The 14,580-nt window shown below is 35.4% G+C and carries 11 protein-coding genes; 3 read left to right on the forward strand and 8 right to left on the reverse strand.

All coding sequences use genetic code 11. The annotated features are described in order from the left end of the window. Positions 1 to 523 precede the first annotated feature (523 nt). Positions 524 to 4,699: a hypothetical protein gene (locus tag V6M85_RS02985; RefSeq protein WP_338602820.1), complete on the forward strand. Its 4,176-nt coding sequence runs from the start codon at positions 524 to 526 to the stop codon at positions 4,697 to 4,699. 352 nt (positions 4,700 to 5,051) lie between these two features. Then, positions 5,052 to 5,945, forward strand: a complete 894-nt coding sequence (locus V6M85_RS02990) for a hypothetical protein (protein ID WP_338602823.1) — start codon at positions 5,052 to 5,054, stop codon at positions 5,943 to 5,945. Here the strand turns inward: V6M85_RS02990 and V6M85_RS02995 are convergent. The 3 genes from V6M85_RS02995 to V6M85_RS03005 all read right to left on the reverse strand — a co-directional run bounded on the left by V6M85_RS02995 (position 5,939) and on the right by V6M85_RS03005 (position 8,514). After that, on the reverse strand, positions 5,939 to 7,021 hold the full coding sequence (locus V6M85_RS02995) for an RNA-guided endonuclease InsQ/TnpB family protein (protein ID WP_422398133.1): 1,083 nt from the start codon (positions 7,019 to 7,021) through the stop codon (positions 5,939 to 5,941). The two genes, V6M85_RS02990 and V6M85_RS02995, sit on opposite strands and share 7 nt — an antisense overlap. A gap of 27 nt (positions 7,022 to 7,048) precedes the next feature. Next, positions 7,049 to 8,041 (reverse strand): IS110 family transposase, encoded by a 993-nt coding sequence (locus V6M85_RS03000; RefSeq protein ID WP_338602825.1) that lies wholly within the window; start codon positions 8,039 to 8,041, stop codon positions 7,049 to 7,051. Positions 8,042 to 8,220: 179 nt separating this feature from the next. Continuing rightward, positions 8,221 to 8,514, reverse strand: coding sequence for a hypothetical protein (locus V6M85_RS03005; RefSeq protein ID WP_338602827.1), 294 nt, complete (start codon positions 8,512 to 8,514; stop codon positions 8,221 to 8,223). A 307-nt stretch (positions 8,515 to 8,821) separates the two neighbouring features. Between V6M85_RS03005 and V6M85_RS03010 the strand changes: the two genes are divergently transcribed. Beyond that, positions 8,822 to 9,109, forward strand: coding sequence for a hypothetical protein (locus tag V6M85_RS03010; RefSeq protein ID WP_338602829.1), 288 nt, complete (start codon positions 8,822 to 8,824; stop codon positions 9,107 to 9,109). 333 nt (positions 9,110 to 9,442) lie between these two features. Here V6M85_RS03010 and V6M85_RS03015 read toward each other — a convergent pair whose 3' ends face one another. From V6M85_RS03015 to V6M85_RS03035, 5 genes are read right to left on the reverse strand one after another with little or no spacing between them, the layout of a single operon-like run. Beyond that, positions 9,443 to 10,213, reverse strand: coding sequence for an RAMP superfamily CRISPR-associated protein (locus V6M85_RS03015; protein ID WP_338602831.1), 771 nt, complete (start codon positions 10,211 to 10,213; stop codon positions 9,443 to 9,445). An 8-nt stretch (positions 10,214 to 10,221) separates the two neighbouring features. Beyond that, a complete protein-coding gene (locus tag V6M85_RS03020; protein ID WP_338602833.1) occupies positions 10,222 to 11,181 on the reverse strand; it encodes a hypothetical protein in 960 nt (319 codons plus the stop codon). A gap of 6 nt (positions 11,182 to 11,187) precedes the next feature. Further along, a complete protein-coding gene (locus V6M85_RS03025; RefSeq protein ID WP_338602835.1) occupies positions 11,188 to 11,805 on the reverse strand; it encodes an RAMP superfamily CRISPR-associated protein in 618 nt (205 codons plus the stop codon). An 18-nt stretch (positions 11,806 to 11,823) separates the two neighbouring features. Further along, the gene (locus V6M85_RS03030) at positions 11,824 to 14,433 is read right to left on the reverse strand and encodes an HD domain-containing protein (RefSeq protein WP_338602836.1); all 2,610 of its coding nucleotides are present in this window, start codon (positions 14,431 to 14,433) and stop codon (positions 11,824 to 11,826) included. Continuing rightward, positions 14,423 to 14,575 carry a hypothetical protein gene (locus V6M85_RS03035; RefSeq protein ID WP_338602837.1) on the reverse strand — a complete coding sequence of 51 codons (153 nt, stop codon included), beginning with the start codon at positions 14,573 to 14,575 and terminating at the stop codon, positions 14,423 to 14,425. Before V6M85_RS03035 ends, V6M85_RS03030 begins: the two co-directional genes overlap by 11 nt. Positions 14,576 to 14,580 lie beyond the last annotated feature (5 nt).

A 14,580-nucleotide genomic window follows, 5' to 3' on the forward strand; every position in this document is an offset into this window, starting at 1 on the left:
GTTTTCAAAATTTACGTTACTTCTTTATATTCTCTTCATATAGAGAGAACGTACAAAATAAGATAATTTATAAATACCCCCACAAAGCAGATGTAATGCGCTAAAAATTCAAGTTCTAGAGAAGTTTTTTGTTATATGAAAATCTAAACGCTAACAAAACACACTGTAGAGCTTTTATCTTATTTTGAAATTTTAATACGTCAAATAAATTCTTGTCCTTTTACGATTTAAACCCAATAAATATTAAAAGATTTTTTGGATTATAATATGCCATACTTAATTCTCTACTTGAGAACTAAGGTTAACTTTCTATTATTGAAAATAGATAAGAAAATTTATTGCAGTTACATATAATTTAATTTAATTTATAAAGGTGGAGTATCGGAGACAATATTAGTTAATACGAGAGCCCAAGATTAGTTACAGTAAATGACAAACATTACTTAAAATATATAATAAAAAATAAATTGAAATTTAAATATTAGGCTAAATAGACAAACTATCTGGAGAAAGGGGTTATAATATGGCAACTCTAGGCAAATCTCTTTCTATACTGTTTCTAACTGTATATTTATTAAGTATGATATCTCCCTCCTTGACTCAGTCTGCTTATCAAAGTTCTGGTGTAGCTACGTCGTCAAATAATCAGAAAGTTGATCCTACGATTATAACTTTTAACCAAAGGTTAGCTTTAACCTCTATTTATCAAGGTTATACCGACGTTAACGGACCACGATCTATTGCATTATTTCCCTCTTACTTAACTGGAATTAGAGCAGAGGAGTACTGGAAATCCAATTGCACAAGACCGGTATTGGAACTAGTAGGAAATGGGACTCAAACCTGGTATCACTCTACCGGAATGGTTTTGTTTAATGCTCATTATGGCGGAAATGGTCTTTCCCTTATTGCATATGGGACTTACACTTCTGGAAGTATCGCGGATGGATTTTTGTTTTCTCTTTTCATGACACCTAATTCATTAATTGATAACAATCAGTCAATATCGTATTGGGTATCTGAGCCAAACTTAAGAGGTAGTCCTCCAGAAATTTTTAATTCTTCCCCAGTTCAGGGTGCAATACCACCTTTGTTAGACGTTCAAGGTGTCCCCATGTTCCCCTATTCTCCTAATCCATATATTGTGGTACAATGGGACGATTATGGTAACTACATGATATTATATTACGTTAAGTACAATGGAACACCATATAATATATCCGTTATTCCAATCACTACACAAATTATAGGATCTATTTCATCAACTAGTCCCTTTGACATATATAAACTAAATGTATCATATTACCCTGCAGAAAACATACTTTTATACTCCGTTATAAATATGAACGAAACCAATTTCACATATCCCGTATTAAATAGCACCGTTAATGGAGTAATTTATGGAGTTTTCAATTTATCTAATCTGAATCTTTCTTTTCCAGCTGGAACTTATGGCTTTGGTATTGAGGGTACATCTGGCGCGTCACAGGGTAATTTAGGATTAATCTTTCCTGGAAATACTTCTTTCATATCCACTGAAAAATATTATAATCTCACCTTTATAGAGCATGGTTTGCCAACGGGTAGTAGATGGGCTGTTGACGTTAATGGTACATTTATTAATTCTACAACAAATGAGATATCCTTCCTTCTTCCCGCTGGAGTATATTCTTATGCGATCAGTCTCATAAGCTCATCAGTTTTTCCTGCTCAATTTGAAGTATCTCCCAGCAGTGGGACAATTTATTTGAATAAAAATACTACAGTTATAGTTTACTTTAACGAGATCGTTAGTAAAGAGATGTTGAATTTAACGTTTATCGAAAGTGGTTTACCAACTGGATTACCTTGGTCAGTAGTAGTAAATGGTACCATGAGGACGACTGACACTAATGAGATCTCATTTTTGTTACCAGAAGGTATTTATCAATATTCAGTTATAAGCCCAGCCAACTATTCCTCTTCCCCATCTGTAGGTGAGATCAAACTAATAACCAATACTACGATTTTCATTACCTTTTCGTCTACACTTCATGCAGTGACTTTCGTAGAAGAGGGCTTACCTCAAGGGACCATGTGGAATGTAACCATAAATGGACACAATTTCTCAACATCCAATAACGAGATTAAAATATATTTATCCTCTGGTAAGTATAATTATTCTATCAACGATGTTATTATCAATGCTCAGTCTTTAGTTTCATTCTCGAATTTGGCACCCTCTTTATACTATATACCATCTCCTCAGCAGGGAACGTTTTACTTTAATGGCAGTACTAACAAGGTGATCTATATACAATTTTTCAATGGTATGAATGTCAACTTCCAAATAGTTGTTCAAGGAAAGTACGGGCAACAGTACATTGGGTCCTTAGCGTGTATATATGGAACTAATCCAGTTGAAATAGAGGTAAATGCGTATTATTATGATATTACTTCTGGTTCCACTATACCACTCAATTCAGTAGTAGTCAAACTTTCATCGTACAGTAAAGAGGGTAACCTAATATACGATACAGTTTTAACTAATTCTCAAGGAATAGCTTACGATAATTTATCATCAATATCGCCCACATACCCAATAATAGTTCCAGTATTGGTTTCTTTGGGCTTACTAACTAAGGAGATCACAGTAGTCTTTGAATCGTATGAAAATCAGGTGAAAACGTTTTCCCTATGCGTTTATAACGATAGCCAATTCTATAATCTAATATTCTTTGTAAATGGTTCATCTCTCTTATTGCTCCACGATAATGCCTCATCCTATCTTGGTGGATTTGTTGGAATAAAGGCCATACCTCAAGGTGCAGGATTGCGTTATCCAATATATTACGTTCTAATATACCCTAAGGGGTCCACTATTCCAGTGAATTTACTTTCTACTAGTTATACTATCACGAATCCTTACGTGATCCTTTTAGCTAACGCCATAATTTGGGAAGCAGAATATGGAAATTTGGGATATTTAACGGCTATGTGGGGACCAAATTCATATATGTATAATTGTATTTTAAATAATTATAATAATAATTGGAAACAAAAGATATTTATTTATTTATCCTACGCTGATTATATCGCCTTAGTCATAGGTCCGCTATTGGAAACCATTACTAATGTAGCAAATCTGGCAGAGGACATAATATGTTTGATAAATGGATTAATGAAGGGTGAGATTGGACTAACTGCTAAATACGGATCTGAAACTGCACATGTCATAATATCAATTCTAAAGGATAAATATAATGTAATTGAAGGTCCCAATTATGATGTTTTATGTTTCCTACAGAACTTTAACAAGTTAACCCCATCACAGCAAAATCAGTTACTCTCCCAATTAATAAGCGTTGCATATAATATAGAGAACCCAAACGAGAATGTGATAAGTCTCGGAATTAAAATTCTAGAGAAAATGGGAGAGAACTTTGCTACTGCAGCGATTACATCAAGTGCAGCCGGTATTTTGGCAGCATTCGCTGCTATGAGGTTTGCCCAAACCTTATTTATTGATGCCACTACAGCGGCATACTTTGTACGATTTACATTCTTTAGTGTGCTTGAAGATACTTTCTTAAGTGCTACTAGCGCGGTAATTAGAGTGGTTCTCCTACTTATTATTGGTACGATATTAGATGAAGAATTTTTAATACCAACTGCAAATTTAATGATAATTAGTAACAAAATAGAAGATTTAATGGTAAATTACATCTATCCCATAGAGTTCTATACACTCTCTAATATGCAACTTAACGGATATGTAGCTAATCTCACTGATGGTATGTTGTTATATAGAGATACAATGCTACTGGAAGCTTTGTGGAGCGTATGGTATTTCACTAACTCAATGCTAGATAATGAGTCTATTCTAAATCCACAGTCAATAGCTCAAGGAAGACTTTTCTTTAATGATGGGAAAGTCTGTTTAAATAGCTTCTACCAACTTAATTCGTCTTACGGCTCTCTTCTATCTAACGCTGTAGATATTTTAAATCAAAACGATCCTCCATCTATTAATATGAGTGGGTTACTAGGCAATAAAGAGATTATTGGTGGTGAAACATTATTCTATACTTTTCCTACAAGAAACATTGTGGGAATAGCCACTATTGGCAATAATACGTATACTGAAATATTTTACGGAAAGACCTACATCATTGTAAATGAAACTGGTATTTACGGTAATTATCCATATGCGGTTTTCAACAAGATTGGAAATCTTACCGATATAGTTCTTTTTAATGCTTCAGAGGGAAATCTAGTGATATACTCTAACGCTAATGTAAACTTAACTCCTTACTCGTTCATAAACGAGTCAATTAACCCGTTCCAAAGTGAAGAAGTTGAGAACAACTCATTGATAATGTTAAATTTGATGAATAGAGATAATAATTCATTAATAAATGAAGGGAATTCCACTCTGGCATTCGTATTGAATAAACCCTCTCTCTTAGAAATCAACGGAACCATAATACACCTTCCGTATAATAAGATAACGATATTAGTACCGGCAGGAAAGTATCAGTACGAGATAATTAGCAATAATAACACATTGCAGAAAGGAAGCCTAAGTTTAGGCAACAGTTCTCATGTAGTGGTAACTTCGTCTCTAGGACGGATTCCTTTATTCCCATGGATCTTAATAGCGTTTGTAATAGTTCTGATCATCGTGGTACTGATTGTAATATTAAATAGAAAGATATAGCCTACAAGGTATTATTATTTTTCTTCTTTTTGTTAGGAATTGTGATTTTTTAAGAATAAATAAAAACTGCTTTCTCCTTTTAACATGATTATAGCGAGAGTAATAATTACTACTCTCACAAATACCTCGCGGGACATTTATGAACCATCCGTTTGGAACGTTATTTTTACCTTGTAGAGAATGCAATAAGTAACGTAAATCTCGAAAAACCCCCACAAAGTATAAAGTATATTACAACACTAAATTGCTCCCGTGAAGGTTGGGAATTAGGTCTCATCAATTTTATATACTTTGTGTTTAAATTACAGGCTCTGATCACAATACTTATAATCCTTTTCGAGAATTTATTTTTATGATATATAGACTTAGGAACGTTAAGGAAGGAACTATTGCACTTACCTTTGATAAAGTAGTTGACGTCTATGATGATGAAGGTAATCCACTCAATTCATGGTTTGATGGAGAGAAATTATATGTGAGAGTTGATAAGCGAACTGACCTCTTTCTAATAGAGACCGATAATCCCATAAATGATCCCTACGAGGTGTTTGAACTATATTACGACTCTAGCCATAAGAATCAGTTTGAACTTCTTGACGGTAGCGATTCCATAGAAAATAGTAAAAACACCATAATTAGAATAATTTCTAAGAAAGAAGTGGAAGCTCCATTTACTATGGAAGTTGAAGCATATTATGAAGGGGAAGCGGATAATCAGATTATTGGCTTCCTATCTGAGAGAAACTTCTCCACCCATGTATGTCATGGAAAGTTTTTAGGTGGATATGGAGATTATTACGCTAAAGGTTATGCTGTCGCCTTTAATCCAAATTATTCGAAAAAAGTTTTGTTCCTAACTGAAAACGACTGCGTTAATACCAACATCGATATTCCTAGGGGTAATTACAAGCTTACAATTTATGTAGAGAAGGATAAAACTACGTTAACTATAAACGGTCAACCTCTCATTAGTCCTATACCTAATAAAACCTCGGGTTATATTTACTTCTCTGGGAATACTGGTGAACTCACATCTAAGCAAAAGTTAATTAGAATTAAAGTAATTAAAGATCTTGTAGACTATATTACAGAGAAGCCGAGACATGTAGGTTTTTCTAACATTAAATTAAAGAACTTCAAGGGGATTAGTGAAGGTGAACTTTCAAATTTAGATTTATGTAACGTCATCTTGGGTTCAAATAATGCTGGGAAGACAACCCTTTTAGAGGGGTTTGGGTCTCATTGAATTTCATATATTTTGTATTCAACTCTCAACCCTTGGACTTCACCGAAGTCGCGAATGTTCATCCCTCTCCGTCCCATTAGGGGAATAACCCCACTCACCCTAAAAGGGTGAGGAAACCCCCACATCTTGAAGTTAAACCTACTCAAGTACTTCTTGAAGATATTTAATGATGCGTTAAATTGCCTATCTAAGGTGAACCCACATTTCCCACACCTAAAGGTCTTGCCAACCATTCGGGAATTAACCCATCCACATCTGGGGCAAGACCTAGATGTAAAACGTGGGTTCACCTCAACAACCCTACAATTATACAATGAAGCCTTATACTTCAACACATTAATCAACTTCCTCCATACAGTCTTTGATAACTTCCTTGACAAAGAATCGTTAGCATCCTCAAACATTCCCTGTTTATTAAGCTTTTCAAAAACTAAAACGTGGTGATGATACAAGCAGAGAATTAGATTAGCCAGCTTATGAACAAGGTCATTAACCCTATTCTTTTCTCGGTGAGAGTACTTAACCAACAATCTCTTTCCAGCCTTGAATTTTTTAGAAGCTAGAGACTGAACCTTACTCCTCTTCCTCTGCATTGTATATTTCAAGGAATAAAGTTGTTTCAATGAAACTGTTACGAACTTCTCACCATCATAACCATCTAGAGAGAATAGGTTTGAGTCAAAGGCAACAACTTCTAGGGGTGTTGTTGTTTGTAGTTCCTTTCTGAAGACTAAATACACTTTATCCTCCTTGATTATTGGTTCTGTTAATTCAAAGCCTTCAACCCTCTTTGAGAACCACTCATTATTCCATGAGTATGTTATGTATTCGTGAGGTTTGACTGTTATCCTAACGCTTTTTCCTATAATTCTTCTTAGTGTTGTTTTTATTCTTACGTAGGCTTTCTTTACTAGTGGTGGTTTGTATTCAGCTTTTCCTTTTTCAAATCTTCTTCTCCACGATTCTAGGATCGAGAATGTGTCGTGTATTGCTTGGTCTATGTAGCGTTCAGTAATAAATCTTTCTGTCAAAAATTTTGCATACTCATGACTACCGTTGAGCACGAGGACCTCAATTCCTCGTGCTCTCAAGGCAAGGGGAGATCAAGCATTAGGATCAAAAGGCTTATTATGATAACAAACACTCCACACTATTCTAGCTAACTTCCTTGTGCAAGCAACAACAAGCTTCTTATGAGGAACCTTATCCTTCCTCTCATCATAATACTTAACTATAACTGGATTATTACGATGCAAAAGTATTCCTAAAACAGCTAGGTAAAACATCTTCCTCAAGTACTTATCACCACGTTTCGAAATACCATGTGAAACAATCCTTGTGCCACTTCTCTCAGTGACAGGATCTAAACCACAATAAGCAACAAACTTCTCCGCCTTCTTAAAACGTGAGAAATCACCAACCCTAGCTAAAATAACAGCAGCAGTAATTAACCCAATACCCGGAATAGTAAAGATCACGTGATCTTTAGGAACTACCTCCTCAATCCTCTTCAACAACTCCCTCTTCATATCCTCAAGTTCAAGAAGCTGTCTTGCTATTCCCCTTAACTCATATATTACAGCCTCAGCATATTGCAACTTCAAGTACTCCTCGTTATACTCGTATTTTCCCTCTACGATTTCCCTTAATCTCTTCTTCGTTATTTTGTCATCATCATCTACCATTATTATTGTTCTTTTGAATCTGTTCTTGTACCTTATTATCTCCCCATCAAGAAATTCTAAATATGATACTAGTTCTTTCAAGTTGTTTAATTCTATCGGTTTTCCCTCACTTGCCATATTTGCTAATTTCTCTGCGTCATTATAATCGCTTTTCTTCCTTGGATCCTTGTTTCTAGCTAGTACGTTGGGGCTTATTAGTAGTACCTTGTGACCTCTTATTTTTAGCCAAGATGCCAGCCTTGTGCTATAAGTTGCAGTTGCCTCTATTACCACTGTATCATCTTGTATTTCCTCCTCTAGCTTTTTCAAGCCCTGTATGTTATTTTGGAATTTTGTCTTCCTCCCCTTGCTATCTCTTAACACGTAACATTTCAATTCTTTCTTATCTATATCTATTCCTATTATCCCCATGTTAATCACACTTATATGTTGTGGTTACCCCGTGTGGGGTTCCACATTGTTCAAGTTCGATTTTTACCATGGGGTGTTTTAATGAGGGGGAGATCACGCTACACATGGTGCATTTATGCACAAGTTGTTTGCCGATCATCCCCCTCATGCTGGGATTAAATTATACTCCCAGCTTAATATTACTTATATAAGTGTTTTGCTAGGTTGTGTTTGTTTTCCTTCATTAAGTGTTCTCTTAGTTCTTTATACACGTCTTTCTTTTTTGGTAGGATTGCCTTTATTATTCTCTTGTCTTTTCTTATTGTGATTTTTGGGAATACGTATTTTATTCCTTTGTTTAGTAGTTGTTTGTATGCTTGTATTAACTCTTTGCTTTTCTCCCTCTCGTTGTTTTTATTGTGTATGTTAGGTGTAGGTATTGTGTTTCTGGTTGGAATGTTTTGATTCTCAAGTTCTTTTGCATTTTTTATCACTTTATTTCTTTTTGTAATTTTTCCGCGCTATATAATTCTCAGAGAGTGAGGTGAAAGTATTGTTGGTGAGATTTGGGTTCTTGTCTAATCTTTTTACTGGTGTTATTACTATACCCCTTTTCTTTTTTTCCCATGTATTCTTGTTAAGGTTTTGTTTGTATGATATTTCTAGTCTTTCTTATTTTGGTCTAAGTATTGTAAAGGGATTTGTTCATAAAATATAGAAACTTTATGGTAAAAAGAAAACAGTTTTTCCACGACCTCGTTAACCTTAAGTTATATATACTATGAATTCATAGTATATGTTATGAAACTTCAGGTTATTGGAAATTACATTTACATTACCATGTGGGATAGGCAACACAGAAGACCTAGAAGGTTTTATTTAGGGAGGAAAGAGGAGTTGAAGAGATGGGAGGAGTTATTCTATTTCGCCAAAGAATTGAAGGTCTCTAAGGAGGAGATAGATGACTATCTTAAGTACTATTACGACAAGGAAAAAGGAATAACAAAAGATGAATACATCATTATGTCATTGGTCATTGGTGAAATGTTTTGGAGTGGAAATATAAAGAGGTTATCAGGAAAGCAATAAGAATGATTACTAAGTTCTATCCAGATTACGCGTTAATAGGAAGATTTGCGAGGAACTTTTACGCTATACCAGAGACTACCTTAGATGTGGATTTTCTCCTGACTTCTCCACGCCCTTAAAAAGGTGAAGATTTCTGCCCGCAATTTTTGTAAATTTCGAAAACCCCATATAGCTCACCAATTAGTGAGAGATTGTGTGACAAATCCGTGTAGTTTCAATGGAAAGGCACAGACAAAAGCGGTAACATCATCAAAAATGACGATAACGGCATTACAACAATAGCAACAATAATAAAATAAATAAATAAAAAATATTACAATTAAAAAATGAGTGCTATAACAAGTCGCTTAATGGTTTGAATACGGGTTTCGCAGTGATATCCCTAACTTCGGCAAATTCGCTCTCTTTCGTATCCAACTTAATGTATCCAATGCCTCTAGACTTACTTCCACCAATAAATGTTCCAACATTTGCCATAAACCTGAGCGTATCTAACCACTCCTTAATGTAATCTCGCAGTATTAAGTTAACGTTAACGCTGTTAACGTCAACTATATGTTCTGTATACAAATGCCTTTCAAGTACCTTTTTGCTTTTCCTATCTATAACTGCATGAGTTCTACTCAAAACTCCACTGTAGACAATACTATCTGAAATTGTTATGGAACCTGCAAAATACTCACTTCCGTAAATTTTCTCCACTGGACAATTCCACATCTCCACCAATTTAGCGAACTCAGTTTTCTTATCGTGACTCCTATCATTTTTACTTATTATACCTTTAGCAATGGCAACCTTAACTACGTCATTATCGCAATCAGTAATATTCTTTACGCACTCCTCTATACTTGAAGAATAGACTGTGTAAATCTGGTTTACTCTGTCTTCACTTACGCTGTGATTGTTAAAGTGAGATTGGCTATTCACCAGCATCTCAGTAACCCTTCTGAATACTCCTTTCCAGCTACTGAAGGGGATCAGATAGTAAATTGAACCTTGCTCATCAATTTGGTAAAGAGCCTCCAATAAATTGGACTCTTGTTTTGTTCCTCCAACTCTGAACCCATATGGCATATTAAACTTTAATTTAAATATGTATATCATTTTCTCTCTCACCTTAACTTCTCCAATAACGATTTGAGATCGTCTATCTTGAGAATGAAATTTAGACCTCCAGGCATTACCTTATTGAAATCCTTTCCACTCTCCACGTAAATTAATGATCCCTCTTTTATGGTCTTAAATACTGGCTTCTGCCCGGAGAGACTATCAGTTGTGAACCAGCCAGAGTAATATGAAGTGTCGCCTATTATTAATTGAGTTCCGTTAATAGTTTTGACCTTAAAGAATTCCTTTCCAAAGAGTAATGGAATGCAAGGGGAAAGGCAGTAAGATAATCCCTTGGGTTCATCAAACGTAATATCCTTAACCTTTTCAACTCTGACTAAACTACCCGCTCTGCTTTTCCCTCTACCTACTTTTATGTAACTCTTATTTATAACGTCTATAACCTCACTATCTGACGACGTTAAAGTCCACATCTGATCGCCAAACTTCTTATATTCATATGCGAATAGCATTTGGTGATATGAGGATGCCGTTTGCTTATCTATGGCTACGTGCATTAGTATACTCGATTCTGGAACGTATTGCTCATAGTAATTTACTCCTTCCCTCATATCTAAACACTCACTGTTAGCGTTAACGAGCCTTATTAGGGTACCTATTTTGGGTTTTCCCTCTCCTTCCAATTTTAGCGCTTTACCTATATCACCACTGTCCAATTCCTTTTCCTTTTGACTCAATATTCCCTTCACTTCAGCGAAACACCTCCCTTTTCTCTTAGTAGCTGGGCTGAAGTAGTGAGCTGGCAACGTATCTTTAGGATAGGCAGGAGATGCGTAGAAGTTTAAATCCAATTTTCCCTTTTGATAATAGTATTCCGCTAAGATTGCACCTCTCAATGTAGTAGCTGGAATGTAATCGGTTACTGAGAAGTAGTAGTTCTTGATTTTCCTCATCTGCGTTGTTATATATCCCTTAACTTCCAATTTAACTAAGGAAAACTGCATTTCAAATCACCACAAGAACGATGAGAGTGAGCTCAAAATGCTATTCATCTCACTATCGCATTTGACTTTAACGCATATGTTGTTGTTGACCTTTACATCTATCATTGCGTTTCTACCCAATCTCCAATACCTTAATGCTAGGAGCGAGTATAATAGTAACTTTAACAGTCTCTCACCACATATTTGATTATAGTAAATTGTGAAGTTGAGCTCTGTATTTGGAGGAATAACCTCCTGCGTGAATAGGCTACCTCTTTTGGCCTTCTGCGTCTTATCATCTATTGAAACCCTAGTAATTAGGAACTTATTTATTTTTGAGATATCGGTATTTGAGACTATGGTGAAACAACCTCCATCTTTAGAGTCTGGATATCCAAATAACGAACAAACATCACATGGCTTTGTATTGTGTTTCATTTTTATGTTACTGGGTTCGATTTCACCGCAAGATGAAAATCCTGGGGGTAAGAGATTGTGTATTGCAGTTCTCATAGCGCCTTTCAGGGATGATGGAGGTACTCCAAAAACGTTTAGGGGAATATCAGCGGAGCCTATTGTGCTTCCACCACCTACGGTTAGCGATGTTAAATTTCTTATAGATACATTTATTGTAAGGTAAGTCATTTAATACCACCTCACTTTTCAATAACCCCCAACGCCTACTCTAAGGGACTTGACTATGAAGTAGTAATCGTATAGCGGGATATTCCATTCTTTTTCACTCAAATTCTTTAGCAGTAGATTTATGAGTTCCCTCTCGTAATTGTCCTCTGTCTTAGCCTTTCTCGTTATAATGTAAGCCAATGTTCCGAGGAAATACTTAGAGGTGCCGAGATTCGACTCTGCATAGCTTACAAGGTTCTCTAACGGTCTCAATGAGTCTCTAACTAGTTCCTTATTATCTTCATTATAAATGTTTGATATTATCTTAAAGAAATTGGGTTCAGATGTGCTCGAATTTGATAAGACCACCTTTAACAATTCCAACAATTCCCTTACATCACTCAAATCGTTGGATACTACCATTAAGTTATCTCCTCCTTTTCTCTTATATCTATTAATCTCAGTTAGGATTACGTTATCTGTAGCTAACGTAGAGGAAAACACCATACAAGCTAATGATGATTTGTTAGCCCTAGCTATCTTACTGCTTTCCATCAACTCATTTACTGCACGGTAGGCGAACTGTATAGGATGATCTGGTTTTACGGAAATAATCCCTACCTTGAAGGTGAACCCAGTATATTCTTCTGCTTTGCTGAATAGTGTAACTGAAAATGGAACTGCGACAATGGAAGGTGCTAAGATCATTATATCATCACCACCTAAGTACAATACACCGGAAAGTATTCTGGAAGCGAGATCCTCATTTTCCTCTGCGAGCTCATTTATTGTTTCATAGAAGGCTTTTTTAATTCCATAATCCAATCTGAAACTTCTATCAACGTAGTCTGAAAATGTTGCACATGTCTTAAATATGAATCCAGCCCTATTCCCATCAGCCTTAATAAGAGAAATGTACTTATTGTCCTCCTTACTTTTATTACCAGCAATGAACTCCATAGCGTACTCTTGATACTCATCTCCAAAATATTTTTTAGCAAACTCATAGGAGTGGATTGTCTTACCGTTTTGAAGCATATATTGAGAGTTAACTCTGGCGTAAAATCCCCTTTTCTTTGATAACTTCCTTATAAGATAACATCTATCACATAAGTATTGATTCTCATCAGTATCTACTGCTGGCCTTATTCCACAATTATCACATACCCTATGCAAACCTAAGGAATATACGTTCTCAGTGTAATTAACAAGATACCTATCATACTGTTTTGAAATAATGCTATCCCAGATCTCGTTATAATTTCTCACGTAGTTATCGTAAGCGAACTCCACTACTTTAACGTTTAACTTAAGGTCAAGTTTTTCCAATTCCCTATTGTTAACTATAATATTTCTAATGAACTCCTCCTTATTATCCTCATTTGTAATATCACTTCTTATTACTATGAAAGAATGACCGCCGTATCCACTCAACAAAGCCTCAGCTGGTATTCTGGACTTCCCTCTCTTACTGAATTCGTTATCCAAAAGCATAAATGAGTAAACTGTTGTCAGAAAATCTACTAGGAGGCTAGCGAAAGACATATCCCTTAAGTTAGGGAAATTGGTAATGAATTTCTGTATTCCAGGGAAGTCGATATAGGCTAAATAACCTATGGGCTTCTTTTTCTCATCTTCTTTTTGATCCTCGTTTTTGAAACTTGAAGTGGCTTTAAGTATATCATCACTTATTTTAAGGTATTCAAAGAATTTAGCATCAGCTTCCTCCTTGATCGTCTTTTCTATATTCTGAAGAGATGCTAAAACGTATTTATACAATATTTTGCTAGCCTCGCTGTATTCCTTTTCCCCATGTTTTTCAATACACTCGTAGGAATTTACCTTTGAGGAATAGCATTCCTTGATACTTAGATTCTCTTTATTCAATCCGAATTCCACAACTTTGCTTAACCTATCAGCAGATGCAGCTAGTCTATCAGCTATAGTTAGTATTGTATTTAGGTTAGAGTGATGACCCTCAACTATTTCCTTAACCCTAGATAAATAGCTTTTAAGACATTGAGACCTTTCAATAACCTTATCCAATATTTCAGAAGATCCCGTAACGTGCCTTTCAGGAAGGATTAGCTTACCTATATCGTGTAACAAAGCAGCTATTCTTAAATAGTTAAGATCCACTGAGCTTTGTTGAACTAACCATACAAGTATCGATGATAATTGCAAATGAGATGCTAAAGAGGTGAAATTATAACCGGGTCTAGTGTCGGATGGTGTGTTCAGTAAAGCTTCGTAAATGTCCCTTAGAGTGTTCACGTACGAAAATAACTCCTTTAAGACCTTCCTTCCATCTTCTAGAATTGAGAGGATCTCTTCAAGATCATTATTTACATCAATCTTTTTTAAATGCCTTAATATAACGTATGTGAAGAAGTACTCATAAGCTGTAGATATATAATACCCACTTGACTTATAGGGAGCATGGGATATTATCATTGGTGCCTTATATAATAGGGATAGCATATCAGCGTAAATATTGAGCGCAATTTCCTGTTCATTGTTCGCTAACTCACATGAAATATTCTCAAATCCTACTAGAATATTTATAATTTCGTTCTTTAGCTTTTCAGCGTCCCATTTTACGAATTTCACTTCAAAATCTGGAAGAACTAACTTACCTCTAAGTACCATATTTTACCACCATTTCAATATACCTAATGTTACCCCAGTTTATCCTATTATCCACAATATCAACCTCAGCCACATATAAGTAATCCTTACCATTACACTCAGTTTCCACTGCTAAATCATATCTAATACATAACTTAACCATAATTC

Source organism: Sulfolobus tengchongensis, assembly GCF_036967215.1.
Lineage (GTDB): Archaea > Thermoproteota > Thermoprotei_A > Sulfolobales > Sulfolobaceae > Saccharolobus > Saccharolobus tengchongensis_A.

Coding starts and splice junctions, on each gene's coding strand:
- V6M85_RS02985 (WP_338602820.1), top strand. CDS start 524: ATGGCAACTCTAGGCAAATCTCTTTCTATACTGTTTCTAACTGTATAT.
- V6M85_RS02990 (WP_338602823.1), top strand. CDS start 5,052: ATGATATATAGACTTAGGAACGTTAAGGAAGGAACTATTGCACTTACC.
- V6M85_RS03000 (WP_338602825.1), bottom strand. CDS start 8,041: ATGGGGATAATAGGAATAGATATAGATAAGAAAGAATTGAAATGTTAC.
- V6M85_RS03010 (WP_338602829.1), top strand. CDS start 8,822: ATGAAACTTCAGGTTATTGGAAATTACATTTACATTACCATGTGGGAT.
- V6M85_RS03015 (WP_338602831.1), bottom strand. CDS start 10,213: ATGATATACATATTTAAATTAAAGTTTAATATGCCATATGGGTTCAGA.
- V6M85_RS03020 (WP_338602833.1), bottom strand. CDS start 11,181: ATGCAGTTTTCCTTAGTTAAATTGGAAGTTAAGGGATATATAACAACG.
- V6M85_RS03025 (WP_338602835.1), bottom strand. CDS start 11,805: ATGACTTACCTTACAATAAATGTATCTATAAGAAATTTAACATCGCTA.
- V6M85_RS03030 (WP_338602836.1), bottom strand. CDS start 14,433: ATGGTACTTAGAGGTAAGTTAGTTCTTCCAGATTTTGAAGTGAAATTC.
- V6M85_RS03035 (WP_338602837.1), bottom strand. CDS start 14,575: ATGGTTAAGTTATGTATTAGATATGATTTAGCAGTGGAAACTGAGTGT.